The organism is Pseudomonas sp. NPDC087185 (assembly GCF_044744955.1).
Lineage (GTDB): Bacteria > Pseudomonadota > Gammaproteobacteria > Pseudomonadales > Pseudomonadaceae > Aquipseudomonas.
The window spans coordinates 73577-99736 of sequence record NZ_JBIUZK010000009.1 but is presented as its reverse complement, the minus strand read 5'-3'; the positions used below and the strand labels follow the sequence as shown (position 1 = coordinate 99736).

The following is a 26160-nucleotide window of genomic DNA, read 5'->3' as shown; positions in this document are numbered from 1 at the left end:
GAAATCGCACCCGCTGTTTCGCTCAGACGCCCCTGGCGATGCCGTGTTTGCGCAGTTTTCGATACAAGGTATTGCGGCTGATGCCCAAGCGCTCGGCGACCCGGGTCAGGTGCCAGCGGTTTGCCTCCAGTACGGACAACAGGGCCTGGCCCTCCGCCTCCTCTAAGACTGCCGACCTCGTCGCGGGTGAGCCGGCATCCAAGTTTCTGTGGGGGCGGGCTTGCCCGCCAACGAGCGCTAAGCCCTCGCCCTGTAGCGCCTGGCCGGACGCCTTCGCGGGCAAGCCCGCTCCCACAGCATTGACAGCGTTGCGCACGATTGCGGGTAGATCTGCAAACGTGACACGACAACCCTCACACAGCGCCACCAGCGTACGCAGCACATTGCGCAGCTGCCGCACATTGCCCGGCCAGGCAAAATCCAGCAGCGCCTGGCGTGCACGCGGTTCCAGTTCGATCACCTGGCCCTGCGCCTCCTGGCGCAGCACGAAGTCCAGCAACTGCGCCTTGTCACTGCGCTCCCGCACCGCCGGCAAGGCGATCTCCAGGCCATTGAGCCGGTAATACAAATCCTCGCGGAAACCGCCCTGCTCTACCCGCTCCAGCAAATCCCGGTGGGTAGCACTGACGATGCGCACATCCACCGCCTGTGGCTCACCGCCAATCGGCACCACCTGGCGCTCTTCCAGCACCCGCAGCAGGCGGGTCTGCAGCGCCAGCGGCATGTCGCCGATCTCGTCCAGCAACAGTGTGCCGCCATCGGCCTGCAGCAGCTTGCCGCGCATGCCTTCCTTGCGCGCGCCGGTAAAGCTGCCGCCGCGGTAACCGAACAGCTCGCTCTCGATCAGGCTTTCGGGGATCGACGCGCAGTTGACCGCCACGAACGGCTTGCCGCGTCGCTGGCTGGCCTGGTGCACCGCCTGGGCGAAGGCTTCCTTGCCGCAGCCGGTCTCGCCACTGAGCAGCAGCGGCACATCACGCTCGAACACCCGTACGGCACGGTTGAAGTCGCTTTGCAGCGCCGGGTCCAACAGGCAGATGCTGGGCGCCGCCGCTTGCCTGGCCTGCGGCAAACTGGCCGGCACTGCCCACACCGGCGCCCTCGCCTGACCCCGCAGGCTGGCGAACACCTGGCGGCCATCACGGGTATACAACGGCCATGCCGGGCTGCCGTTGGGCATGGCGCGGCTGAACAGTTCGTCATGGTTGCAGGCAAAGAACATCTCCAGCGGCTTGCCCAGCACGCCGCCACGGATCGCCCCCAGCAAGTTGAGGGCACTCTGGTTGGCGGCGCAAATCCGGCCATCGCCATCGAAGGCCAGCAACCCTTCGCTGAACAACCCCACCGATTCGGCCTGGATATGGAAGCGCAACAGCCATTGCTGTTCGAAGTGGCGCAGGAAATAACAGCTCTCGATCATCTTGGCCGACAGGTTGACCAACGCCATGGTGTGAAATTGGCTCTGGCGCGACACATCCGGCCGCGCCGAGGACACGTCGAGCACTGCCAGCAGTTCGCCATGCGGGTCGAACACCGGGCTGGCCGAGCACGTCAGCCCGGTATGGCGACCGCGAAAATGTTCGTTCTGGTGGATGGTCAGGGCCTGGCGTTCGACCAGGCAGGTGCCGATGCCGTTGGTGCCCTCGCGGGCCTCACTCCAGTCCGCGCCCAACCACAGCCCGGCGCGTTCGAAAATGCGCCGCTCGCTGGGCGCGGTTACGCAGTTGAGGATCACCCCGCGCGCGTCAGTCAGCAGCACGGCATGGCCGGCACCGGAAAGCTGCTGATGCAGGCTGTTCATTTCGTTGTCGGCGATTTGCAGCACCTGGCGAAGACGCTCGCGGCTTTCCTGCAGGCGGCCATGTTCAAGCACCACCGGCGCTGCGACCACCGACGGGTCGAGGTGATAGTCCTCCAGGCATCGCAGCCAGGAGCGGGCAATGGACGGGTCGCTGCCGGCTTCGCCGTGGGCCACGTCATGCACCTGCCGGGCATGGCGGCTGAGGTCGTTGCTCTGCATGGGTTGTTGTTCTCCGCAGATGGAACGTCTTGCCAGCATCCTCCTCCCGCCCAGGCTTTGCAATGCACCGTCATGCAACGTGTCGCAAACGGTACAAAGTGTCACCCAAGGCGTACCGTCACTGGCACAGCACTGCATCCAAGCCACCCAAAAACCATTCTAACCCGTTGATTTATATAGGCCAGACCACGCTGGCCCGCCCCTTGCTCTACGCTTCTCAACTCCTCAACAAACACAATTAACCAGGAGACACACCATGCGTTATGCACATCCCGGTACCGAGGGCGCGAAGGTTTCCTTCAAGAGCCGCTACGGCAACTACATCGGTGGTGAGTTCGTAGCTCCGGTCAAGGGGCAGTACTTCGAAAATACCTCCCCGGTGAATGGCAAACTGATCGCAGAATTCCCCCGTTCCACTGCCGAAGACATCGACAAGGCGCTCGACGCCGCCCACGCCGCCGCCGACGCCTGGGGCCGCACGTCAGTGCAGGACCGCTCCAACGTGCTGCTGAAGATTGCCGACCGTATCGAGCAGAACCTCGAAGTCCTGGCCATCACCGAAACCTGGGACAACGGCAAGCCGGTGCGTGAAACCCTCAACGCCGACATCCCGCTGGCAGTCGACCACTTCCGCTACTTCGCAGGCTGCATCCGCGCCCAGGAAGGCGGCGCCGCGGAAATCAACGAAGGCACCGTCGCTTATCACATCCATGAGCCATTGGGCGTGGTCGGGCAGATCATCCCGTGGAACTTCCCGATCTTGATGGCCGCGTGGAAGCTCGCCCCGGCCCTGGCCGCCGGCAACTGCGTAGTGCTCAAGCCGGCCGAGCAAACGCCGCTGGGCATCAGCGTACTGGTCGAATTGATCGGCGACCTGCTGCCGCCAGGCGTGCTTAACGTGGTGCAAGGCTATGGCCGCGAGGCCGGTGAAGCGCTGGCCACCAGCAAGCGCATCGCCAAGATCGCCTTCACCGGTTCCACCCCGGTCGGCTCGCACATCATGAAATGCGCCGCCGAGAACATCATCCCATCCACCGTCGAACTGGGCGGCAAGTCGCCGAACGTGTACTTCGAAGACATCATGCAGGCCGAGCCGAGCTTCATCGAGAAGGCCGCCGAAGGCATGGTGCTGGCGTTCTTCAACCAGGGCGAAGTGTGCACCTGCCCGTCGCGGGCGTTGGTGCAAGAGTCGATCTACCCGCAGTTCATGGAAGTGGTGATGAAGAAGGTGCTGCAGATCAAGCGCGGCGACCCGCTCGACACCGACACCATGGTCGGCGCCCAGGCCTCGCAGCAGCAGTTCGAGAAAATCCTCTCGTACCTGCAGATTGCCCAGGACGAAGGCGCCGAACTGCTGACCGGCGGCAAGGTCGAGAAGCTGGAAGGGTCGCTGGCCACCGGTTACTACATCCAGCCCACCCTGCTCAAGGGCAACAACAAGATGCGCGTGTTCCAGGAAGAAATCTTCGGCCCGGTGGTCAGCGTGACCACCTTCAAGGACGAAGCCGAAGCCCTGGCCATTGCCAACGACACCGAGTTCGGCCTCGGCGCCGGCGTGTGGACCCGCGACATCAACCGCGCCTACCGCATGGGGCGCGGCATCAAGGCAGGCCGCGTGTGGACCAACTGCTACCACCTGTACCCGGCGCACGCCGCGTTCGGCGGGTACAAGAAGTCCGGCGTTGGCCGTGAAACCCACAAGATGATGCTCGACCATTACCAGCAGACCAAGAACCTGCTGGTGAGCTACGACATCAACCCACTGGGCTTCTTCTAAGCCCATCAGCAGAGCGGTTCGCGTGCACGAACCGCTCTGGCTCGCTTCCTGCAGTACCCATCACCATCGGCCGGAAGCCTTCCGGCCACCAAGAAAAAGAACAGGTGAATCTATGCCAAGCGATCAATCCGCCGGCACGCCGGCAGGTGCTTCCGTCGACTTTGAAAAGGTCGGCTCGGACTATTTCCAGCAACGTGAACTGAAAAAAGGAGCCGCCGGCTGGGTGCTGCTGGTGGGCCTCGGTGTGGCCTACGTGATTTCCGGCGACTACGCTGGCTGGAACTTCGGGCTGGCCCAGGGCGGCTGGGGCGGGATGTTCCTCGCCACCTTGCTGATGGCCACCATGTACCTGTGCATGTGCTTCTCGCTGGCCGAGCTGTCCTCGATGATCCCTACAGCTGGCGGCGGCTATGGCTTCGCCCGCAGCGCCTTCGGCCCCTGGGGCGGCTTCCTCACCGGCACGGCGATCCTCATCGAATACGCCATCGCCCCGGCGGCCATCGCGGTGTTCATCGGCGCCTATTGCCAGTCGTTGTTCGGCATTGGCGGCTGGATGATCTACCTGGCGTTCTACATCGTCTTCATCGGCATCCACATCTTCGGTGTCGGTGAAGCGCTGAAGCTGATGTTCATCATCACCGCCATCGCCGCCATCGCCCTGGCGGTGTTTCTGGTGAGCATGGTGCCCCATTTTGATGCAGCGAACCTGTTTGACATCGCCCAGACCGACGCGGTTGGCGCCAGCAGCTTCCTGCCGTTCGGCTACGTAGGCGTGTGGGCGGCCATCCCCTACGCGATCTGGTTCTTCCTGGCCGTCGAAGGCGTGCCACTGGCGGCCGAAGAAACCAAGAACCCGAAACGCGACCTGCCCCGCGGCCTGATCGGCGCCATGCTGGTGCTGCTGGCCTTTGCCTTGCTGATTCTGGTGGTCGGCCCCGGCGGCGCTGGCTCGGAAGCCCTCAAAGCCTCCGGCAACCCGCTGGTCGAGGCGCTGTCCAAGGCATACGGCGGCTCGACCTGGATGGGCGGTTTCGTCAACCTGGTTGGCCTGGCTGGCCTGATCGCCAGCTTTTTCTCGATCATCTATGCCTATTCCCGGCAGATCTTCGCGCTTTCCCGCGCTGGCTACCTGCCGCGCAAGCTCTCTGAAACCAACAAGAGCAAGGCCCCGGTGCTAGCCCTGATCATTCCCGGCATCATCGGCTTCGCCCTGTCACTGACTGGCCAGGGCGACCTGCTGATCCTGGTCGCGGTGTTCGGTGCGACGTTGTCGTACGTGCTGATGATGGCTGCGCACATCACCCTGCGCATCCGCCGGCCAAAAATGGAACGCCCTTACCGCACACCTGGCGGCATCTTCACCTCGGGCCTGGCCCTGGTACTGGCCTGCATCGCCGTGGTCGCAGGCTTTTTGGTGGACCCTCGGGTGGTGATTGGCGCCGCCGTGATCTATGCCGTATTAATTGCCTACTTTGCGTTCTACAGCCGCCACCATTTGGTGGCGGGCACACCGGAAGAGGAATTCGCCGCGATTCAGAAGGCCGAAGAGGCCTTGCACTGATTGCCGACACCCGCCGCGGGCTGGCCCCGCGGCGCTCTGGAGATTCTGTATGGCAAGTTTCGTACACACGGTAGGCCACCTGGTCTACCGCTTCGACAGCCTCAAGGACGTGATGGCCAAGGCCAGCCCTGCACGCTCGGGGGATTACCTGGCCGGCGTGGCTGCCGCCAACGACGGCGAACGCGTCGCCGCACAAATGGCCTTGGCCAATATCCCGCTCAGCCACTTTCTCACCGAAGCGCTGATCCCGTACGAGCAGGATGAAGTCACCCGGCTGATCATCGACACCCACGACGCCCAGGCCTTTGCCCCGGTCAGCCACCTGACCGTGGGTGGCCTGCGTGACTGGCTGCTCAGCGACGACGCCAACGAGGACAGCCTGCGCGCCCTGGCCCCGGGCCTGACCCCGGAAATGGCCGCCGCCGTGTCGAAGATCATGCGCGTGCAGGACCTGGTGCTGGTGGCGCAGAAGATCCGCGTGGTCACCCGTTTTCGCGGCACCATGGGTTTACGGGGGCGCCTGTCGACCCGCCTGCAGCCCAATCACCCCACCGACGAGCCGGCCGGGATCGCCGCCAGCATCCTCGACGGCCTGCTGTACGGCAACGGCGACGCCATGATCGGCATCAACCCGGCCACTGACAGCATCGCCTCGATCTGCGCCCTGCTGGAAATGCTCGACGCCATCATTCAGCGCTACGACATCCCCACCCAGGCCTGCGTGCTGACCCATGTCACCACCTCGATCGAAGCGATCAACCGCGGCGTGCCGCTGGACCTGGTGTTCCAGTCGATTGCCGGCACCGAAGCGGCCAACGCCGGTTTTGGTATCAACCTCAATGTGCTGCAGGAAGGCTACGAGGCCGGCCTCTCGCTCAAGCGCGGCACCCTCGGGCAAAACCTGATGTATTTCGAAACCGGCCAGGGCAGCGCCTTGTCGGCCAACGCCCACCATGGCGTCGACCAGCAAACTTGCGAAACCCGCGCCTACGCCGTGGCCCGGCATTTCAAACCGTTTCTGGTCAACACCGTGGTCGGTTTCATCGGCCCCGAGTACCTGTACAACGGCAAGCAGATCATCCGCGCCGGCCTTGAAGACCATTTCTGCGGCAAGCTGCTCGGCGTGCCGATGGGTTGCGACATCTGCTACACCAACCACGCCGAGGCCGACCAGGACGACATGGACACCCTGCTGACGCTGCTGGGCGTGGCCGGGATCAACTTCATCATGGGCATCCCCGGCTCCGACGACATCATGCTCAACTACCAGACCACCTCATTCCACGACGCGCTGTATGCGCGCCAGACCCTGGGCCTGAAGCCCGGGCCAGAGTTCGAGGCCTGGCTGCAGCGCACCGGCATCTTCACCCAGGCCGATGGCCGCGTACGCTTCGGCGACAACCTGCCGCCGGCGTTCCGCCAGGCGTTGGCACAGCTGGCATAGAGGTGATCATGGACCATCGCACCCCCACCCCCGAAAACCCCTGGCTGGCCTTGCGCAACCTGACCCCGGCACGCATCGCCCTGGGCCGCAGCGGCATCAGCCTGCCGACCGGCGCGCAGCTGGACTTCCAGTTCGCCCACGCCCAGGCCCGTGATGCCGTGCACCTGGCCTTCGATCACCACACCCTGGCGGAGCAGCTCAAGGACCGCGGGCGCGACAGCCTGGTGCTGCACAGCGCCGCGAGCGACCGCCACCAGTACCTACAGCGCCCCGATCTGGGCCGACGCCTGAGTGATGACTCGGCCGAACAGCTGCGCCAGCACGCCCAGGCCAACCCCGGCGGCGTCGACCTGGCCATTGTGGTCGCCGACGGCCTCTCCGCCCTGGCCGTGCATCGCCATACCCTGCCGTTCCTGGCCCGTTTCGAGGAACAGGCCGCTGCCGATGGCTGGACTAGCGCCCCCGTGGTGCTGGTGGAGCAAGGCCGCGTGGCTGTGGCGGATGAAGTCGGCCAACTGCTCGGCGCACGCATGACCGTCATGCTGATAGGCGAGCGTCCCGGCCTGAGCTCACCTGACAGCTTGGGCCTGTACTTCACCTATGCGCCGAAGGTCGGCCTGACCGACGCCTACCGCAACTGCATCTCCAACGTTCGCCTGGAGGGCTTGAGCTACGGCATGGCGGCCCATCGCCTGCTGTACCTGATGCGTGAGGCCTGCCGTCGACAGTTGTCGGGCGTAAACCTGAAGGATGAAGCGCAGGTCCATACCCTCGAAAGTGATAACCCCCCCGCTCAGAAGGGCAACTTCCTGCTCGGCGAAGGGTAAACAACCTGTCATGGAAGGCGGATTGCGCTCCTGGCCTGCATTGGGGCAGCATGCGTTTGAAAGCTGCAGGCATTCCGCTGTTTCCCCAAATGGACTCTGAGGGCCGCACATGCGCATCATCAAGGCAACCCTGGAACACCTCGACCTGCTCACTCCGCTGTTCGTCCGATACCGTGAGTTCTATGGGCAGCTGCCCTATCCGGACAGCTCGCGCAAATTCCTCGAAACACGTCTCAAGCGTGACGAATCGGTCATCTACCTGGCCTTGCCGGATGACGACGACACCAAGCTGCTGGGCTTCTGCCAGCTGTACCCGAGCTTCTCATCGCTGTCGCTGAAGCGGGTGTGGATTCTCAACGATATCTACGTGGCCGAAGATTCGCGGCGCATGCTGGTCGCGGACCACCTGATGCGCGAGGCCAAGAAGATGGCCAAGGACACCCAGGCGGTGCGCATGCGGGTATCGACCAGCGCCGACAATGAGGCAGCGCGCAAGACGTATGAGTCCATCGGCTTTCGCAAGGATACCGAGTTCGAGAACTACATCCTGCCGATCAGCCAGGACTGATCAGTACTGGCCCATCCTCGGCTTGCCGGCGATGGGCCAGTAACCCCCCGCTACAAACTCCCCGGGCATGATTCCTACATAGCCGTATAATGCTCCCTCCTGACATGTGTGAAAATTTACCCTCCCGCAAGTCCGCGCGCCCGTAGCTGCGGGTCAAGAACACAGGTGCTGTACATGGATTTCAACCCGCTGGACCTTATCCTGCATCTCGATGCCTACCTCGACCTGCTGGTCACCAACTACGGCCCGTGGATCTACGCCATCCTGTTCACCGTGATTTTCTGCGAAACGGGCCTGGTGGTCATGCCGTTCCTGCCGGGCGATTCGCTGCTGTTCATCGCTGGTGCCGTGGCCGCCGGTGGTGGCATGGACCCGGTGCTGCTGGCAGGCCTGCTGATGGCTGCGGCAATCCTGGGCGACAGCACCAACTACGTGATTGGGCGAACGGCGGGCGAACGGTTGTTCAACAACCCCAATTCGAAAATCTTCCGTCGCGACTACCTGCAGCGCACCCACGAATTCTATGAGCGCCACGGCGGCAAGACCGTGACCCTGGCGCGCTTCCTGCCGATCCTGCGCACCTTTGCACCCTTCGTCGCGGGTATCGCCCACATGCACTACCCGCGCTTCCTGGGCTTCAGCGTGGCAGGTTCGCTGCTGTGGGTCGGCGGCCTGGTGACCCTCGGCTACTTCTTCGGCAACGTGCCATTCATCAAGCAGCACCTGTCGTTGATGGTGGTCGGCATCATCTTCCTGTCGCTGGTACCGATGGTGCTCGGCCTGCTGCGCGGGCGCCTGGGCCGCACAGCCAAGGCACACTGACAGCCAGCATGTGGTCTTTCAGCGCCTGGCGGCGCAAGCGCACCCTGGCGCGCTACCCGGTCGACCCGCAGCAATGGCAGGCGGTCCGCGAACGCCTGCCGATGCTCGACGGCATCAGCGACGACGAGGACCTCTGGCTGCGCGACGCCTGCATCCTGTTCCTGCTCGACAAACACCTGACCACCCTGCCTGGGGTCGAGCTGGATGATGAGCAGCGCCTGTTCCTCGCCGCCCAGGCCCAGCTGCCGCTGCTGCACCTGGGCGAGCTCAACTGGTACCAGGGCTTCCACGAGATCATCCTCTACCCCGACGACTTCAAGAGCCCCCAGCGCCACCGTGACGCCAGTGGTGTGGAGCATGTGTGGGATGCCGAACACAGCGGTGAGGCGTGGCAGCAAGGCCCGGTGATCATGGCCTGGGCCGGGGTGCTGGCCAGCGGCGGCTGGGAGGCCTACAACCTGGTGATCCACGAACTGGCGCACAAGCTCGACATGCTCAATGGCGATGCCAATGGCTTGCCGCCGCTGCACAGCGGCATGCACGTGCAAGCCTGGGCCACGGCCATGCAGCAGGCCTATGACGACCTCAACCGCCAGCTCGACGCCGACCCCGACGCCGAGACGGCCATCGACCCTTACGCGGCCGAAAACCCGGCAGAATTCTTCGCCGTCAGCAGCGAGTACTTTTTCAGCGCCCCCGACCTACTGCAGCAGGCTTATCCACAGGTGTACCAGCAGCTGTCGCTGTTCTACCGCCAGGACCCGCTCGCACGCCTGTCACGGCTGCAGGCCGAACACCCGGACTACCGCGAAAGCCACGCCTGATGCGCCCGCGCATCAGGTGGGGCGTGGCATGCATGGGCAGAATGTGCCTATAATCGCCGCCACTTTTTGACCAAACACGGGGGCACTGCCCAATGAGCTACAGCAAGATTCCAGCTGGCAAAGACCTGCCAAACGACATCTACGTCGCCATCGAGATCCCGGCCAACCACGCGCCGATCAAGTACGAAATCGACAAGGACAGCGACACCCTGTTCGTCGACCGTTTCATGGCTACCCCGATGTTCTACCCGGCCAACTACGGTTTCATCCCGAACACCCTGGCCGATGACGGTGATCCGCTGGACGTGCTGGTCGTCACCCCGTACCCGGTCGCCCCAGGCTCGGTCATCCGCGCCCGCCCGGTCGGCATCCTGAACATGACCGACGACGGCGGCGGCGACGCCAAGGTCATCGCGGTTCCGCACGACAAGCTGTCGCAGCTGTACGTTGACGTGAAGGAATACACCGACCTGCCAGCCCTGCTGATCCAGCAGATCGAGCACTTCTTCGCGAACTACAAAGACCTCGAGAAGGGCAAGTGGGTCAAGATCGAAGGCTGGGACGGCGCCGACGCTGCCCGCGCCGCGATCACCAAATCGGTCGCTGCCTACAAGGGCTGATACCGGTTGCACAAAGCCCCGCCTCGGCGGGGCTTTTTTGTGGGCGCGCCGCAAGCAGTAAGAATTCCTACGCTGTCCTAATCCTGCGCCCTACAACCAAGCCGTTTTCACACACATTGCGTCAACACCCGGTTCATATCCCGGCTGGCACACCGCCGCTACACTCGGCCGCATGAACACATCCGGTGACCGCCTCAAGGCCCTCCTCCACGAGTGTGGCCTGACCCCTTCCGACTTCGCCGCCCAGCGCCGTGTCACGCCCCAGCACGTCAACAACTGGTTCAAGCGCGGCATCCCCCTGGCGCGCCTCGACGAACTGGCCGACCTGTTCTGCGTGCACCGTCGCTGGCTACGCAGTGGCGAAGGCCCCAAACATCCCAGTTCGATCCTGCGCCACTTCGCTGTACAGCCAACGCCGAATGATTCGCCGACATCGCTGTCGACCCCCGCTACCCAGCTTCTGCAGGTGCCTTATCACGAAGTGCGTCACGGCCAGCTCGTCGCGCTCGACGACCATTGCCTGCAGCTCCCTGCAAAAGCGCTGCAGGCACTGGGCATTGCGCCCGCCAACGCGGTCTGCGTGGCCATGCCCACCCGCAACATGGCGCCGTGGATGCCGCGTGACGCAGTCCTGGCCATCGACCTCAGCCAGACCCAGGTCATCGACGGGGAAACGTATGCCTTGCTGCACAATGGCACCCTCAGGGTGAATTGCCTGAGCCTTGGCCACAACGACACCCTGTGCCTGCACAACCATGACCGGCACAGCTACACCGTGGAACGCTTCACCGCCGCCCAGCGCCAGGCCCAGCGGCTGCAGATCCTCGGCTGGGTGTTCCACTGGTCGCATTTCCGCCAGCAACGCCTCGACTGAAACACTCTGTGCCATTTTTTGCTGGGCATCCTGTGCAGGCCCTTGTATGCTACGCGGCACATTCAGCCCCGACCGGCGCAAGCCGCGTTCCAGAGGGCTCGGCAGCGTTCCACACGAGCGTTCGCCATCTCTTTCAGGCCCTTGCTGGCCACACAGTTAAGGCGGTTGCGGCTTACCATAAATTAGCCGGAACCGTCCCCGAGAAGCCGGCCACAAGCCGGCTTTTTAATGCCTGCCTGGTACGCCATTTTCAGCGCCCATGAAATCGGAGCGCCGCCCGCGCGATGCATCGCGGGCGGCGCTCGATCTGCGTACTGTCAGAAAACCCGAGCCCTAGCCAGGGCTAGAAGTCGTACCGCGCCCCCACCATCATGCTCCGCGACGGCCCATAGAAGTTGAACGTCGAGGTCGACCCCACCCGAGACAGGTAGTCCCCGTCGAACAGGTTGTTGACGTTCAAGGTTGCCGTCAGCTTCGAGGTCACCGGGTACGAGAGCATCGCATCCACCGTGGCATAGCCCGGTGCGTCGATGCGCACGCCGCCGTTCTCGGAGTAGAAGTTGCTCATCGCCGAGACGCCACCGCCGATGGCCAGCCCGGTCAGCGGACCTTGGCTGATGGTGTATTTGCTCCACAGCGAGGCCTGGTTGCGCGGCATGATGAAGAAGGTGGTTTCGGCGTCACCGTCGACCGTTTCGGTTTCCATCCAGGTGTAGCCCGCCAGCAGCTCCCAGTTTGCCGTCAGCTTGCCGCTGACTTCCACTTCGGCACCCTTGACGCGGGTCTTGCCGGAGGCGACGGAGAAACCGGTATCCACGCCATCGGCATCGTATTCGGTGCTGGCGCGGTTCTTGTCGGTCAGGCGGAAAACCGAGAGGCGGGTGTTGAGATCGCCGCCGAAGTAGCTGCTCTTGAGGCCGAACTCATACTGCTCGCCTTCACGCGGCTTGAGCACCCGGCCATTGCCGTCGGTGTCTGACTGCGGCTTGAACACCTGCGAATAGCTGGCGTACAGCGCATGGTTGTCGGTCAGGTCGTAGACCAGCCCACCGTAGGGCGTGAAGCGGCCATCGACACGCTTGTTGTCGTCGACCGTCGAGCCGCTGCTCAGGGTCGTGGTGTAGAAATCACCGCGGTACCAGCTGAAGCGGCCACCGGCGATCAGCGCCAGGCGCTCGACCGGGCGGAAGGTGACTTTGGAGTACAGGCCGTATTCCTCTTCCTGCATGCCGGTTTCGGTGCTGTAGTTCGGCGACGGCTTGGCGAACCGGGTCGGCGAGTAGCTGTTGACGTTGATCGCCCCCAGGTTCGTGGTGCCGTTGAGGTATTCGGTGTCGTAGTTCTTGTAGTCGGTGCCGACCACGAATTCGCTGACCTGGCCGAACGTTTCGAACGGCTGGCTGTAGCTGGCATCCAGCGAATAGGTGTCCTGGGTGAAGTCACGGGCGCTGGCGCGCTCGGAGTTGGCCCCGGTGGTGGCGTTGGTCGCGGTGAAGGCATACAGGTAGTTGGTGTCGCGGTGCGAGCCACGGGCGGCGATACGGCCATAACCGCCGTTGTCGAAACGGTGGGTCAATTCGGCCACCAGGTCAGTGGTCTTGCCGTCGAAGGCGTTCCAGTCGGCGCCGAGGAAGCGGGAATGGCTGAAGTCGGGTACGTCGCCCGACAGCGTGGCCGGGTAGCCGTTGTGCGGGGTGATGTTCTTCACTTCGTGGATCAGCCCGAACGACAGCTGGGTGTCGTCATCCAGGTCGATGTCCAGCGCGCCGTAATAGCTGTTGCTGGTATTGGCGTTGTAGTCGACTTCACCATTGGTGTCGTCACGCGACGCGATGAAACGCCCGCGCACCTTGCCCGCCTCATCCAGTGGGCCGCTCAGGTCGATTTCTTCGTGGTTTGTGTCCCAGGTGCCATAGCCGGCTTCGACGTGGCCCTGGAACTCGGCGGTCGGACGCTTGCGCACCATGTTGACGATGCCGCCCAACTCGCTGGTGCTGCTGAACAACCCCGCCGGGCCGCGCATGATCTCGACGCGGTCGAAGGCCGCCAGCGAAGGCACGGTGCCAAAGATGCTGGCCATGGGCGCCGGCAGGCCGTCGATGTTGAATTCACTGTACTCGTAGCCACGGGCATAAATCGACGAGCGGCCGCTGTCGTTGGTCAGGGTACGCAGGCCGGCGGTGTACTTGGCCAGGTCATCCAGGTGAACGAACTGGCGGTCCTTGACGTAGTCCTGGGTATAAACGGTGATGGATTGCGGGATGTCCTTGAGCGCTGCGGGGGTCTTGGTGCCCACGGTCGCAGCGTCGACGCTGTAACCACCGGTGTCTTGCGAAGGCAACATGTCGTACAGGCGGTTGCCTTCGATGGTCAGTGCTGGCAAGTCGAGCGAGCTGTCGGCAGCCGTCTCATTCGCCACCGTTTCGGCCAATGCCGACAACGAAAACGGCGCCAACAACCCCAGTACCAGCCATCCCCGAACCCGTCGCGGGCTCCCCACACCTTTGAAACCGCTCATGACACACCCTTCGTCCAAATGATATTTAATCGCAAACGAAACACATTGCTTTTTGCGAACGATACCGGACGAAAACAGGGGGTGCAGCAGGATTAACCTTCTTAACACATGCGGCCGGCACGGCACGATTGCCCTCCACCCGCCCGCAATGGGATGATCAGCAACTGATACGAATTCTTATTCAAGAATCCCCATGCCCACCTCACTCCTGCTTGTCGAAGATGACCCACGCCTGCGTGAGGACCTTCAGCGCCACTTCCTCAACCGCAGCTTCCGGGTCAATGCCTGCGCCAGCGGCACCCAGGCGTTGAACGCGGTGCAGCATGATCGCTTCGATCTGGTGCTGCTGGACATCATGCTGCCGGGCCTCGATGGCCTCAGCCTGCTCGACGAACTGCGTTGCCAGCAGGCAGTGCCGGTTATGCTGATGTCTGCCCTGGGCGCCGAGCAGGATCGCATCAGTGGCTTTACCCGCGGGGCGGACGATTACCTGCCCAAACCCTTCAGCCTGGCTGAACTGGACGCACGGGTCGATGCACTGCTGCGCCGGGTGGCCTTTGACCGCGGCGTTGTACGGCAGGGCGAATCAACCCAGGTGATGCTTGATCAGGGCTGCCAGGATGTCGTCCACCACGGCAAGGCTGCTGGGCTCACAGCCTCCGAATTTCGCCTGTTGGCCACGCTCAGCGCCCACCCTGGCGAGGCCTTGAGCAAAGCATTCCTTTACCAGACCGTATTACACCGGGCTTACACCCGCCTGGACCGCGGCCTCGATGTGCATGTGTGCAACCTGCGCCGCAAGCTGGCCGATATCGGCGCCCAGCATGTGCAGATCCAGGCGGTGCGCGGCCAGGGGTACATCCTGGTCGACAGGGAGCATGCCTGATGCGCCGACACCCCCTGCTGTGGAAGCTGGCGGCACTGCAGGTAAGCTTCTGCCTGCTGCTGACCTGGCTGATCTGGACCTGGGGCTTGTCGGTTGAGCGCAGCACCTATTTTCTGTCCCAGGCCGACCAGGCGTATCTAGGGCGCTACGCGCAGCTGGCTGAAGAAGCCTGGCAGCAAGGTGGCGCGGCCGGTGCCGAGGCCTTGCGCAGGCAACTGCAACACGCCGAAGACACCTGGGCGGCCGTGATCGGGCCGCACCTGCAGAGCCTCGGCACCACGCCGTTGAATGCCGAGGAGGCCAGCCACCTGACTTTCATGCGCAAACTCGACTGGCCGATGAGCCGGCGGCTGCAGGACGAATTGCCGTTCGTCAGTATCGAGTTCCCGCAGCACCCCGAACACGGCCGGCTGGTGCTGCAACTGCCCGAACGCCTACTGCCCACGGGCCTGACGCCCTGGACCCACATCATCACCCACGGCGTCGCACCTACGCTGCTGGCACTGCTGCTGGGCCTGGTGCTCTATCGCCAGTTGGTCGCACCGCTCAACCGCCTGCGCGACCGCGCCGATGCCTTGCGCGCGGACGACTTGGACAACCCCGGCCTGCCCCTGCAGGACCGCCGCGACGAGTTGGGTGAACTGGCGCAGGCCTTCGAACACATGGCCGGGCGCCTGCGCCACAGCCTTGAGCAGCAACGCCTGCTGCTGCGCACGCTGTCCCACGAACTGCGCACCCCCCTGGCGCGGCTGCGCATCGCCCACGACAGTGACTTGCCGCCTGCCCAGTTGCGTGAGCGCCTGGGGCACGAGGTGAATGACATGCAGAAGCTGCTCGAAGACACCCTGGACCTTGCCTGGATGGACACCGAGCAGCCACAGCTAGCGACCGAACCGGTGCTGATGCTGTCCGTGTGGGAAGCGCTGTGCCAGGACGCCTGCTTCGAGAGCGGCTGGGCACTCGCTCGCCTGCCCTGTTCGCTCGGCACCGATTGCCGGGTGCAGGTGCACCTGGACAGCCTGGCCCAGGCGCTGGAAAACCTGATGCGCAATGCCATTCGCCATTCGCCCGCCGAAGGCCGAGTCAGCCTTGACGGCTGGCGTGAGGGCGACTGCTGGCACCTGCGCCTGAGCGACCAGGGCCCTGGCGTACCGCAAGCGGAGCTCGAACGCATATTCCAGCCCTATCAACGCTTGCCCAACAGCGGCGCAGGCTTCGGCCTGGGGCTGGCCATCGCCCGCCGCGCGGTCGAATTGCAAGGCGGCCGCCTTTGGGCCAGCAATGGTCACCCCGGCCTGTGCCTGCACCTGTTGCTGCCTGCCGCCCAGGAATGTTTAGAAAGTTAATGCGCTTTACGCTCAATCAGGACTGATTATCATCTGGGCTCTCCCGCCTTGCGTTCCTTGCAACGCCCTGATGAGACGCCTGATGAGCAAGATCACCCTGGCCTTGGCACTGGCCCTTATGGCACCGGTTGCCCTGGCGCAACCCGAGCGCGAGCAGAAGATGGACACGTCGCTGCTGCAGCGCCAGGACTTGGCCTACCGCTTCAGCCACCTCGACCTGGACTCGGCCGACGGCCAGCGCCACTACCGCCTGTGGGTCGGCAAGCCAGACCGCCCAGCGCCTGCCGCAGGTTATCCGGTGCTGTGGATGCTCGATGGCAATGCCGCGCTGGGCGCCCTGGACAGCGCACAGTTGAACACACTCGCCGCTGGCCAGGCGCCGCTGCTGGTGGCGGTGGGTTATCAGACCGAGCAGCGCATCGAGCGTGCCGGGCGTACCTATGACTACACACCGACCATTCCTGGCCTCTCAGAACAGCGCGACCCGCTGACGGGCCAGCCCAGCGGCGGTGTGGATGCGTTCTTGGACCTGCTGACCCAGCGCATGCGGCCGATGGTGGCCGGCGTGGCGCCGATCAACCAGCATCAGCAGACCCTGTGGGGGCATTCCTATGGTGGGTTGGCCGTGCTGCATGCGCTGTTCACCCGGCCTGGCGCATTCAGCCACTACGCAGCGGCCAGCCCGTCGTTGTGGTGGCATGACGGGGCGATCGTGCGCGAGGCGCAGGGGCTGCAGCAGCGCATGGGTAATAGCCGCCCGACGTTGTTGCTGATGCGCGGTGGCGATGAGCCCGCGCACCCGCGTGCCGAGGTGAAGGGCGATGTGCAACGGCCAGCGCGCGAGCTGGCGGCGGACCTGGCCAAGGTGCCGGGGCTGCAGGTGCGTTTCGAGCGGTTCGAGGGGTTGGGGCATGGCGCAATGTTGCCAGCATCACTGCGCCTGGTCGTGGAGCATCTGACTCACGAGTGAATGTTCAAGGGTAGATGTACTTGAGCACGTAGCTACTCAACTCTCGGAACACGGTTGTCGGCACGCGCGCCATCTCCTGTTGCGCACGGTCGAGGGTCTTGCAGCACAGGCGTACCATCTGCTGACGGGTTTGCGCATCGAGCATACCGGCATGCACGACCTGGGAATACTGGGGGTAGGAACAGGGGGCGTTGGCCTCAAGGCTGCGGCGGATTTGAAATGAAGGATTCAAGTGCGCTGCGGTAACGAAAGGCTGCCCCTGGAAGTCTGGCTGGGGCGCCAGGTTGTCAACGGCTTCGCAGCGGCTGTGGCACAGCACTTTGCTGTCCATGCCTGTCTCTATTCCCCGCCGATAGAGCGTGATTTCGGAATTCGGAACCTGAGTGCAGGCATTTTCAAAGGCATCGAGGATAACCCGCGCATTGGCTTGCGACCCCTCGATGGCTGACAACGACATGAACCGCTCGATCTCATTTGCGGCGATGCTTCTTACGCCCCGGTCGAGGGTCGCCCAATGGCTGAATTCCTTCTGGCAAGCGATCAGATGCACATTGAAACGGTAACCTGCGGCGACGGCTTGCGCTGGGAAACTGGCAAAGCCGGGATCATCGAGGGCGCATTCCATGATGATGTTGTAACGGTTGCCGAAGGCATGAGCGAAAACTTTGCCACACAAGCCCCAGATGAATGACTCGGTGTGTTCGTACACGTGTAGCGTGCCATGCTCCTGCATTGTCGCGTAGTGCGGATGCAGTTCACGGAACATGGGCAGGTACAGTCGCACATAGTGATCATAGTGCCCGCTCGACAACAGCGTGTTATCCAGCAGGTAAGTTTTGCCGGACCCTTGGGCCCCGGCCACGATCAGGATGCTGGGGCTCGGGTTGCTGTCCGGGGCCTGGGCATCGCGTTTCTTGTCAAACAGGGTCGCTTCAAGTGAACCGAAAGCCTCATCGAGGTCGGCGTCGGTAAACGGATAAAGGGTGCTCATGGGTTGCTCCTGGGTGGGCGAAATCAGGATCGAAACTCTAGGGCCCGGTGAAGGCGCGGTGCGGTATATCTCTAAGTGCATGCGCCGAAAGTCGTAAAGCGGCGGGTTGCCAGCTGGGTGCCACTCTGGGGTATGCTTGCCCGGTCTTCAGGGCGGGGTGAAAGTCCCCACCGGCGGTAAATCGAAAGATGAGCCCGCGAGCGCCCCGGCCATGCCGGGGGTCAGCAGATCTGGTGCGACTCCAGAGCCGACGGTCATAGTCCGGATGAAAGAAGGCGTCAGGCAAGGGCCATTCGGGCGCCCTTGCGCGCGCATTTTGTTCGCCCCGAGACGTTCATCGATCAATCACGAGGAGCGTTTCATGTCCCCCCAGCATCACCAGCAATTCCCCAATGTGTCCGCCGCCATCGCGGCCTTCCAGGCCGGCCGCCCCGTGCTGCTGCTCGACGATGACGACCGCGAGGACGAAGCGGACATCGTTGCCGCCGCCGAAAACCTGTCGTTGCAGACCATGGCCATGATGATCCGCGATTGCAGCGGCATCGTCTGCCTGTGCCTGGACGAAGCCACCGTCGATGCCCTGCAGTTGGCGCCGATGGTGCAGAACAACCAGGCCCGCCACGGCACCGGTTTCACCGTCACCATCGAAGCGGCCGAAGGCGTCAGCACCGGGGTTTCGGCCCAGGACCGGATAACCACCATCGAAGCGGCGCTGCGCTCGACGGCCGAGCAACGCCATATCGTCAGCCCTGGCCACGTGTTCCCGCTGCGCGCACGCGAGGGTGGCGTGCTGAGCCGCCGTGGCCATACCGAAGGCTCGGTGGACCTGGCGCGCCTGGCCGGGTTGCGCCCGGCAGCGGTGCTGTGCGAGTTGATGAACCCCGACGGCAGCATGGCCCGGGGCGAGCAGGTGGCGGTGTATGCGCGGCAGTACAATCTGCCAGTGCTGACCATTGCCGAGCTGGCACGCTGCCGCGAGGCAATGGAGGAACAGCAAGCAGCATTCGCCTGATCTGTTGGACAGGGCCGCTGTGCGGCCCATTCGCTCAAACCTGCGAATGGGCCGGCAAATCCACCCTCAACGGCCCCTGCAATTTGCTCCCCCCGCCCCGCTCTGCTAGTGTCGCGCCGTTCTGACACGCTACCGAGACCCGTCGCCATGGCCCGCAAAAAAGCCTCCATCGATTTCGAGCAATCCCTCGCCGACCTGCAAGCCCTGGTCGAGCGCCTGGAGAACGGCGAGTTGTCGCTGGAAGACTCGCTGGCCGCGTTCGAGCAGGGCATCGCCCTGACCCGCGACTGCCAGGGCGCACTGGCCCAGGCCGAGCAGAAAGTTCAGATATTGCTGGAGCGTGACGGCGAGCTCGCCGCGCAGCCCTTCGACCCGGAGCCAGAAGCATGATCAGCGCTTACCAGGCCAGCAGCCAGGCCCGCGTCGACGCCGCTCTCGAACCCCTGTTCATCGCACCCTCCAAAGAGCTTGAGCGGCTGTACGCTGCCATGCGCTACAGCGTGATGAACGGTGGCAAGCGTGTGCGCCCATTGCTCGCCTATGCCGCCTGCGAAGCGCTGGGCGCGCCGGCCGAGCAGGCCAACGGCGCCGCCTGCGCAGTGGAACTGATCCACGCCTATTCGCTGGTGCATGACGACCTGCCGGCGATGGACGACGACGACCTGCGCCGCGGCCAACCGACCACCCATAAAGCCTTCGACGAAGCCTGCGCGATCCTTGCTGGCGACGGTTTGCAGAGCCTGGCCTTCAGCGCCCTGCTCGACCCCCGCCTGAGCCCGCAGCCCGACAGCATCCGCCTGGCCATGGTCCAGGCCCTGGCCAAGGCGGCCGGCCCCGCCGGCATGGTCGGCGGCCAAGCCATCGACCTCGGCTCGGTAGGCCTGAAGCTGGACCAGCAGGCGCTGGAATTCATGCACCGGCACAAGACCGGCGCGCTGATCGAAGCCAGCGTGCGCCTTGGCGCCCTGGCCAGCGGCCGGGCCGAACAGGCCCAGCTGGACGCCTTGCAGACTTATGCACAGGCCATCGGCCTGGCGTTCCAGGTGCAGGACGACATCCTCGACGTGGAAAGCGACACCGCCACCCTGGGCAAACGCCAGGGCGCTGACATAGCCCGTGACAAACCTACCTACCCGGCCCTGCTTGGCCTGGAAACGGCCAAGGCCTATGCGAACGAACTGCGCGACCAGGCGCTGGATGCCGTGCAAGGCCTGGGCGAACACGCAGAACCGCTGCGGGCACTGGCACGTTACATCGTCGAACGCCGCCATTGATCGGGGCCGCTTTGCGGCCCAACAGCACACCCGTCTGAATGGGCAGTCTTTCCCACAATGGGGTAAACTGCCGCGTCTTAACATCTATAACGACTCGCCTGATGCCCACGACGTTTCAAGAGATCCCCCGCGAACGCCCGGTCACGCCGTTGCTCGACCGCGCTGACACGCCTGCCGGCCTGCGCCGGCTGGCCGAAGCCGACTTGGAGCCCCTGGCCGACGAGTTGCGCCAGGAGCTGCTCTACACCGTGGGTCAGACCGGTGGGCACTTTGGCGCCGGCCTGGGCGTGATCGAGCTGACGATCGCCCTGCACTACGTCTTCGACACCCCGGACGACCGGCTGGTGTGGGACGTCGGCCACCAGGCCTACCCGCACAAGATCCTCACCGGCCGCCGCAACCGCATGCTGAGCCTGCGCCAGAAGGACGGCATCGCCGCCTTCCCGCGCCGCAGCGAGAGCGAATACGACACCTTCGGCGTCGGCCACTCCAGCACCTCGATCAGCGCCGCCCTGGGCATGGCCATCGCCGCCCGCCTGCAGAACAGCGCACGCAAGTCGATCGCGGTAATCGGTGATGGCGCCCTCACTGCCGGCATGGCCTTCGAGGCGTTGAACCACGCCCAGGAAGTCAACGCCGACATGCTGGTCATCCTCAACGACAACGACATGTCGATCTCACGTAACGTCGGCGGGCTGTCCAACTACCTGGCCAAGATTCTCTCCAGCCGCACCTACGCGAGCATGCGCGAAGGCAGCAAGAAGGTGCTGTCGCGCCTGCCAGGCGCCTGGGAAATTGCCCGCCGCACCGAGGAATACGCCAAGGGCATGCTGGTGCCCGGCACCCTGTTCGAAGAACTGGGCTGGAACTACATCGGCCCGATCGATGGCCACGACCTGCCGACCATGATCGCCACCCTGCGCAACATGCGTGACCTCAAGGGCCCGCAGTTCCTGCACGTGGTGACCAAGAAGGGTAAAGGCTTCGCCCCGGCCGAGATCGACCCTATCGGCTACCACGCCATCACCAAGCTCGAGCCCGTCGACAAGCCGGCCGCGCCGAAGAAGGCCAGCGGGCCGAAGTATTCTGCGGTGTTCGGCCAGTGGCTGTGTGACATGGCCGCCGCCGACAACCGCTTGGTGGGTATCACGCCGGCGATGAAGGAAGGCTCCGACCTGGTCGACTTCAGCGAACGCTATCCTGAGCGTTACTTCGACGTGGCCATCGCCGAGCAGCACGCCGTTACCCTGGCTGCGGGCATGGCATGCGAAGGCAGCAAGCCGGTGGTGGCGATCTACTCGACCTTCCTGCAGCGCGCCTACGACCAGCTGATCCACGACGTGGCGGTGCAGAACCTCGACGTGCTGTTCGCCATCGACCGCGCCGGCCTGGTCGGCGAAGACGGCCCGACGCACGCGGGCAGCTACGACCTGTCGTACCTGCGCTGCATCCCGGGCATGCTGGTGATGACCCCGAGCGACGAGAACGAACTGCGCAAGATGCTCAGCACCGGGCACCTGTACAACGGCCCGGCGGCAGTGCGTTACCCACGCGGTACGGGCCCCAACGCACCGATCAGCGGCGACCTCGAACCGCTGGAAATCGGCAAGGGTGTGATCCGCCGCCAAGGGCAAACAGTCGCCTTGCTGGTGTTTGGCGTGCAACTGGCCGAAGCCCTGCAGGTTGCCGAGCAAATCAACGCCACCGTGGTCGACATGCGCTTCGTCAAACCGCTGGACGAGGCGCTGGTGCTTGAACTGGCTGCAAGCCACGCGCTGCTGGTGACCGTCGAAGAAAACGCCATCATGGGCGGTGCGGGGGCTGCCGTGGGTGAGTTCCTGGCCAGCCAGGCGGTGATCAAACCGCTGCTGCACCTAGGGCTGCCGGACCTCTATGTCGAGCATGCCAAGCCTGCGCAGATGCTGGCTGAGTGCGGGCTGGATGCGGCTGGGATCGAGGCTTCGGTGAAGGCCCGCATGGCCAAGCTCGGCCTGTAACGCTCACTGGCCAACAGGACGAATTTGCGGGTAAACCCGCTCCCACAGGGTTCAACACAGGGCCTGTGGGGGCGGGTTTACCCGCGAATGCTGTGGAACTACCGATGAAAATTCCGGCCTTTGCCACCCTACTCTGCGTCCCCGCGACAGTGTTCGCCGCCGACCCCGCCCGCGATGACGCCCTGAAACTCCCCGACGTACTGATCAGCGCCAACCGCCAGGTCGAATCGCGCACTGCCACCAGCGCCGCCAACACCGTCTTCACCCGCAACGACATCGACCGCCTGCAACCCACCAGCGTCACCGACCTGCTCACCCGCGTGCCGGGTGTACAAGTTGCACCCACCGGTGGGCGCGGCAGCTTGCCGGGTATCTTCATCCGCGGTACCAAGGCCGCGCAGAGCCTGGTGCTGGTGGACGGCGTGCGCATCGCCAACGCCACCTCCGGCGACAGCGGCCTGCAGTTTCTCGACGTCGACCAGATCGAGCGCGTCGAAGTGCTGCGTGGCTCGCGCTCGGCGGTCTATGGCAGCGATGCCATCGGCGGTGTGATCCAGATCTTCACCCGCCGCAGCAGTGGCCCCGGCCTGCAGCCGCGCCTGCGCCTGGCTGCCGGCAGCAACCAGACCTGGCAGCGCAACCTGGGCCTGTCCGGCGGTGACGGCGCCACACGCTTCAACCTCGGCGCCAGCCTGGACGAGACGGCGGGCATCGACGCCACTGGCCCGTCCTTCGCCAGCGACGGCGACCACGATGCCTACCGCAACAAATCGCTCAACCTGAGCCTGAGCCACACCTTCGGCGAGCGTTTCGAAGCGGGCCTGAACCTGCTCGACAGCCGTGGGCGCAGCGAATACGACAACCCGTTCGGCGGCTTCGACCCGGTCACCTTCGAAAGCTTCGGGCAAAAGCCGTACACCGACTTCAGCGTCAGCAGCCTGGGCACCTACTTCGACGCTCAGCTCAATGACCTGTGGCATTCGCGCCTGGAGCTCGGCCATAGCGAAAACCGCGACGACAAGCAAGACAAGCTCAGCGATGAACGCTTCGTCTTCAACACCTACCGCGACCAGGTCACCTGGCAAAACGACCTGGCCCTTACCGAACAGCACAACCTGTTGATCGGTGGCGACTGGTACGAGGACCGCGTGCACGGCAGCACCGACTTCACCGAGGACAGCCGCTGGAACCGCGCCGCCTTCATCCAGCACCGCTACAGCGGTGAGCACTTTTCCACCGAGCTGGGTGTGCGCCGCGACCAGAACCAGCAGTTCGGCGGCCAGACCACGTGGAGTGGCAGCCTCACGGTGCCACTCAACACCCACAACGATGTGCTGCTGTCGTACAGCGAGGGCTTCCGCGCCCCGACCTTCAACGACCTGTACTACCCGCAGTTCAGCAACCCCGACCTGGACCCGGAGCACTCCAAGAGCTACGAGCTGCAATGGCGCAGCCAGCTCAGCCGCGACAGCCGCCTGGAAGCCTCGCTGTACCGCACCGACCTGCGCGATGCGATCATCTTCGGCCAGGATTCGATTCCGCGTAACGTCGCCTCGGCGCGCATCAACGGCTTTGAAATGGCGCTGGACCAGCAGTGGGGCGAGTGGCGCAGCCAGCTCGGCCTGGCCCTGATCGACCCGCGTGATCGCGACAGCGGCCACACCCTCGCCCGCCGTGCGCGGCGCACCTTGAGCCTGGACCTGGACCGCCAGTTCGAGCGCTTCACGGTGGGCGGCAGCTGGCAAGCGGTGAGCACCAGCTATGACGACGAAGCCAACCGCAACCGCCTGGCTGGCTATGGCCTGCTGGGCCTGCGCGGCAGCTGGGCGGCGACGGATGAACTGAAGCTGGAATTGAAACTGGATAACCTGCTTAACAAGGGCTACAGCCGCGCGCTGTACAGTTACGAAGGCGCCAGTTACGGTTACCGCGAAGACGGTCGCACGGCGCTGTTCAGTGTCACCTGGACACCGGCGCTTTAGCCGCAAGCAGTGCACACAGGCGGGCGGTGGCCTCGATCATTTGCCCGCTGGGCCGTTCCAGGCCTTTGTCCGGCACCACCAACAAGCGGTCTGCCGCCACCGCACTGAGGCGTGGCCAGGCCTTCCAGCTGGCCAGTTGCGCCGCATCACCTGCCAGAATCACCTGCGGGTCGCGCAGCAGCACGGATTCGACACTCACCTGCGGGGCCGGCTGGCTCAGGTCGGCAAACAGGTTGCGCGCGCCGCACACGGCCAAGGCATCGCTGACTACCTGGCGCCCACCCAGGGTGTACATCGGCCGGTCCCAGACTTGATAGAACACCCGCAGCGGCTGCTCGCGCCGGTACTGCTGGCGTAACTGCTGCAGACGCTCGCGCAGGGCTTGCACATAGGCCCGCCCGTGCTCGGCCCGCCCGACACGCACGGCAATGGCCTCGATCTGTTCGAGCAACTGGTCAAGGTTGTGGGGTTCGGCGCTGTAGGTGGCGATGCCCAGGCGCTTGAGCTGATCGCGCTGGGCCGCGGCCACGCTGCCCGGCCAGAGCAGCAGCAGGTCGGGCTTGAGGCTGAGCAGGCGCTCCATGTCCAGTTGCCCCTGGCGCCCCACCGAAGGCAGCGCGCGCAGCGCCGCTGGTCGCTCGCCACCGTCGAGCACACCCACCAGAAGGTCGTCTGCCTGCAGTTCGAGCATGATCTCGCTCATCGAAGGCGCGAGGCTGACCACGCGCAGCGGTTCACCCGCCCGCGCAGTGCAGGCCAGCAGCGCCAACAGGCAGAGGAGGACGCGCATCAGCCCAGCTGACGCGGAATGCGGTAGAGGTAAAGGATGACGACGGTGGACAGCGCCAGGAGGATTTGCGGCACCGCCTCGAGCCCCACCAGCACCGACAATGCGGCAACCCAGGCAGGGAAGCAGGCATACAGCATGGCCAGGCGCCGCACCCGCGCCAATTCGATCCAGGCAGTCGGCTCTTCAGCCGTGCCCATGACCTTGTCGGTGGCGATCAAGGCGCGTTTGAAGGCACCGAAGCGCGGCAGGCTGAGGAACATGGTCGCCGCGCCCGCAATGAACAACGGCATGGCCAGCACCGGGATCAGCGCATCACCACCGCCGAAGGCCCAGGCCATCACCGGTAGCGGCACCAGGCCGACCGCCAGGTATTGCCACCAGGCCAGCGCCAGGCGCCGCTTCACCTCGCCACGGGTCACGCTTGAGGTACCTCGCCCTGATGCTCGTTACCCAGCATGTGGCCAAGCTTGTCGGCCTTGGTCGCCAGGTAGTAACGGTTGTGCGGGTTGTGCCCGGTGTGCAGCGGCACGCGCGCGGCGACCTTGATGTTCATGTCGGTCAGTGCCTTGACCTTGCGTGGGTTGTTGGTCATCAGGCGCAGCGATTTCACGCCCAGGTGCTCCAGCATCGGTAGGCAGATCGCGTAGTCACGCTGGTCGGCGGCGAAGCCCAGGCGCTCGTTGGCCTCGACGGTGTCGGCGCCGCCGTCCTGCAGCTCGTAAGCGCGGATCTTGTTCAACAGGCCAATGCCACGGCCTTCCTGGCGCAGGTACAGCAGCACGCCACGACCTTCACGGGCGATGGCCTGCAGGGCGGCTTCCAGCTGCGAACCGCAGTCGCAACGCTGGCTGAACAGGGCATCGCCGGTCAGGCACTCGGAGTGCAGGCGCCCCAGCACCGGCTCACCGTCGGCAATATCACCCAGGCTGAGCACCACGTGCTCACGGCCGGTGGCTTCTTCGAGGAAACCATGCATGGTGAATGTCGCAAAAGGCGTCGGGAGTTTAGAGGCGGCAACAAAGACGACGGGCACGTTGTGCTCCTGGATAAGTTGGAA

The 26160-nt window shown here is 64.3% G+C and carries 23 protein-coding genes and 1 riboswitch; of the genes, 17 read left to right on the top strand and 6 right to left on the bottom strand.

Annotation, left to right across the window (positions count from 1 at the left end; all coding sequences use genetic code 11):
- Positions 1-22: 22 nt before the first annotated feature.
- Positions 23-2020 carry a sigma-54-dependent Fis family transcriptional regulator gene (locus ACIPIJ_RS25720; protein ID WP_401082201.1) on the bottom strand — a complete coding sequence of 666 codons (1998 nt, stop codon included), beginning with the start codon at positions 2018-2020 and terminating at the stop codon, positions 23-25.
- Between the two features lie 256 nt (positions 2021-2276).
- Here ACIPIJ_RS25720 and ACIPIJ_RS25715 point away from each other — a divergent pair, with 256 nt between their 5' ends.
- The 9 genes from ACIPIJ_RS25715 (at position 2277) to ACIPIJ_RS25675 (ending at position 11337) form a co-directional block, all read left to right on the top strand.
- The gene (locus tag ACIPIJ_RS25715; RefSeq protein WP_401082198.1) at positions 2277-3797 is read left to right on the top strand and encodes an aldehyde dehydrogenase family protein; all 1521 of its coding nucleotides are present in this window, start codon (positions 2277-2279) and stop codon (positions 3795-3797) included.
- Between the two features lie 112 nt (positions 3798-3909).
- A complete protein-coding gene (eat, locus tag ACIPIJ_RS25710; RefSeq protein ID WP_401082195.1) occupies positions 3910-5358 on the top strand; it encodes an ethanolamine permease in 1449 nt (482 codons plus the stop codon).
- A 49-nt stretch (positions 5359-5407) separates the two neighbouring features.
- A complete protein-coding gene (locus tag ACIPIJ_RS25705) occupies positions 5408-6802 on the top strand; it encodes an ethanolamine ammonia-lyase subunit EutB (RefSeq protein ID WP_401082192.1) in 1395 nt (464 codons plus the stop codon).
- An 8-nt stretch (positions 6803-6810) separates the two neighbouring features.
- A complete protein-coding gene (gene eutC / locus ACIPIJ_RS25700) occupies positions 6811-7629 on the top strand; it encodes an ethanolamine ammonia-lyase subunit EutC (protein ID WP_401082189.1) in 819 nt (272 codons plus the stop codon).
- Between the two features lie 109 nt (positions 7630-7738).
- Positions 7739-8197, top strand: coding sequence for a GNAT family N-acetyltransferase (locus ACIPIJ_RS25695; RefSeq protein WP_401082186.1), 459 nt, complete (start codon positions 7739-7741; stop codon positions 8195-8197).
- A gap of 174 nt (positions 8198-8371) precedes the next feature.
- The gene (locus ACIPIJ_RS25690; RefSeq protein ID WP_033703417.1) at positions 8372-9019 is read left to right on the top strand and encodes a DedA family protein; all 648 of its coding nucleotides are present in this window, start codon (positions 8372-8374) and stop codon (positions 9017-9019) included.
- An 8-nt stretch (positions 9020-9027) separates the two neighbouring features.
- Complete coding sequence (locus ACIPIJ_RS25685; RefSeq protein WP_401082182.1) at positions 9028-9843, top strand: zinc-dependent peptidase; 816 nt, start codon at positions 9028-9030, stop codon at positions 9841-9843.
- Positions 9844-9935: 92 nt separating this feature from the next.
- The gene (ppa, locus tag ACIPIJ_RS25680; RefSeq protein WP_016497835.1) at positions 9936-10463 is read left to right on the top strand and encodes an inorganic diphosphatase; all 528 of its coding nucleotides are present in this window, start codon (positions 9936-9938) and stop codon (positions 10461-10463) included.
- A 172-nt stretch (positions 10464-10635) separates the two neighbouring features.
- Complete coding sequence (locus ACIPIJ_RS25675) at positions 10636-11337, top strand: helix-turn-helix transcriptional regulator (RefSeq protein WP_401082179.1); 702 nt, start codon at positions 10636-10638, stop codon at positions 11335-11337.
- 343 nt (positions 11338-11680) lie between these two features.
- Here the strand turns inward: ACIPIJ_RS25675 and ACIPIJ_RS25670 are convergent, their stop codons facing one another.
- The gene (locus ACIPIJ_RS25670; protein ID WP_401082176.1) at positions 11681-13855 is read right to left on the bottom strand and encodes a TonB-dependent siderophore receptor; all 2175 of its coding nucleotides are present in this window, start codon (positions 13853-13855) and stop codon (positions 11681-11683) included.
- A gap of 193 nt (positions 13856-14048) precedes the next feature.
- Between ACIPIJ_RS25670 and ACIPIJ_RS25665 the strand changes: the two genes are divergently transcribed.
- The 3 genes from ACIPIJ_RS25665 to ACIPIJ_RS25655 all read left to right on the top strand — a co-directional run bounded on the left by ACIPIJ_RS25665 (position 14049) and on the right by ACIPIJ_RS25655 (position 17057).
- Positions 14049-14741: a response regulator transcription factor gene (locus ACIPIJ_RS25665; protein WP_401082173.1), complete on the top strand. Its 693-nt coding sequence runs from the start codon at positions 14049-14051 to the stop codon at positions 14739-14741.
- Positions 14741-16087 (top strand): histidine kinase sensor domain-containing protein, encoded by a 1347-nt coding sequence (locus ACIPIJ_RS25660; RefSeq protein ID WP_401082170.1) that lies wholly within the window; start codon positions 14741-14743, stop codon positions 16085-16087. The genes ACIPIJ_RS25665 and ACIPIJ_RS25660 overlap by 1 nt, the downstream gene beginning before the upstream one ends.
- An 82-nt stretch (positions 16088-16169) precedes the next feature.
- Complete coding sequence (locus tag ACIPIJ_RS25655; RefSeq protein WP_401082167.1) at positions 16170-17057, top strand: alpha/beta hydrolase; 888 nt, start codon at positions 16170-16172, stop codon at positions 17055-17057.
- Positions 17058-17061: 4 nt separating this feature from the next.
- Here the strand turns inward: ACIPIJ_RS25655 and ACIPIJ_RS25650 are convergent, their stop codons facing one another.
- Positions 17062-18048 carry a zeta toxin family protein gene (locus ACIPIJ_RS25650; protein WP_401082164.1) on the bottom strand — a complete coding sequence of 329 codons (987 nt, stop codon included), beginning with the start codon at positions 18046-18048 and terminating at the stop codon, positions 17062-17064.
- A gap of 139 nt (positions 18049-18187) precedes the next feature.
- A riboswitch (FMN riboswitch) is annotated at positions 18188-18329 on the top strand.
- Positions 18330-18409: 80 nt separating this feature from the next.
- Between ACIPIJ_RS25650 and ribB the strand changes: the two genes are divergently transcribed.
- The 5 genes from ribB to ACIPIJ_RS25625 all read left to right on the top strand — a co-directional run bounded on the left by ribB (position 18410) and on the right by ACIPIJ_RS25625 (position 24313).
- Positions 18410-19060: a 3,4-dihydroxy-2-butanone-4-phosphate synthase gene (ribB, locus tag ACIPIJ_RS25645; protein ID WP_401082161.1), complete on the top strand. Its 651-nt coding sequence runs from the start codon at positions 18410-18412 to the stop codon at positions 19058-19060.
- Between the two features lie 147 nt (positions 19061-19207).
- Positions 19208-19450: an exodeoxyribonuclease VII small subunit gene (locus ACIPIJ_RS25640; RefSeq protein WP_401082158.1), complete on the top strand. Its 243-nt coding sequence runs from the start codon at positions 19208-19210 to the stop codon at positions 19448-19450.
- Entirely contained in the window at positions 19447-20334 is an 888-nt protein-coding gene (ispA, locus tag ACIPIJ_RS25635) for a (2E,6E)-farnesyl diphosphate synthase (RefSeq protein ID WP_401082155.1), read from the top strand. Before ACIPIJ_RS25640 ends, ispA begins: the two co-directional genes overlap by 4 nt.
- A 101-nt stretch (positions 20335-20435) precedes the next feature.
- Positions 20436-22331 (top strand): 1-deoxy-D-xylulose-5-phosphate synthase, encoded by a 1896-nt coding sequence (gene dxs, locus ACIPIJ_RS25630; protein WP_401082152.1) that lies wholly within the window; start codon positions 20436-20438, stop codon positions 22329-22331.
- Positions 22332-22435: 104 nt separating this feature from the next.
- Positions 22436-24313 carry a TonB-dependent receptor domain-containing protein gene (locus ACIPIJ_RS25625; RefSeq protein ID WP_401082149.1) on the top strand — a complete coding sequence of 626 codons (1878 nt, stop codon included), beginning with the start codon at positions 22436-22438 and terminating at the stop codon, positions 24311-24313.
- Here the strand turns inward: ACIPIJ_RS25625 and ACIPIJ_RS25620 are convergent.
- The 3 genes from ACIPIJ_RS25620 to ribA are packed head-to-tail and all read right to left on the bottom strand — an operon-like array spanning position 24291 to position 26136.
- On the bottom strand, positions 24291-25103 hold the full coding sequence (locus ACIPIJ_RS25620) for a cobalamin-binding protein (protein WP_401082146.1): 813 nt from the start codon (positions 25101-25103) through the stop codon (positions 24291-24293). The two genes, ACIPIJ_RS25625 and ACIPIJ_RS25620, sit on opposite strands and share 23 nt — an antisense overlap.
- Positions 25103-25522 (bottom strand): MFS transporter, encoded by a 420-nt coding sequence (locus ACIPIJ_RS25615; protein WP_401082143.1) that lies wholly within the window; start codon positions 25520-25522, stop codon positions 25103-25105. The genes ACIPIJ_RS25620 and ACIPIJ_RS25615 overlap by 1 nt, the downstream gene beginning before the upstream one ends.
- Positions 25519-26136, bottom strand: coding sequence for a GTP cyclohydrolase II (ribA, locus tag ACIPIJ_RS25610; RefSeq protein WP_401082140.1), 618 nt, complete (start codon positions 26134-26136; stop codon positions 25519-25521). The genes ACIPIJ_RS25615 and ribA overlap by 4 nt, the downstream gene beginning before the upstream one ends.
- Positions 26137-26160: the final 24 nt, after the last annotated feature.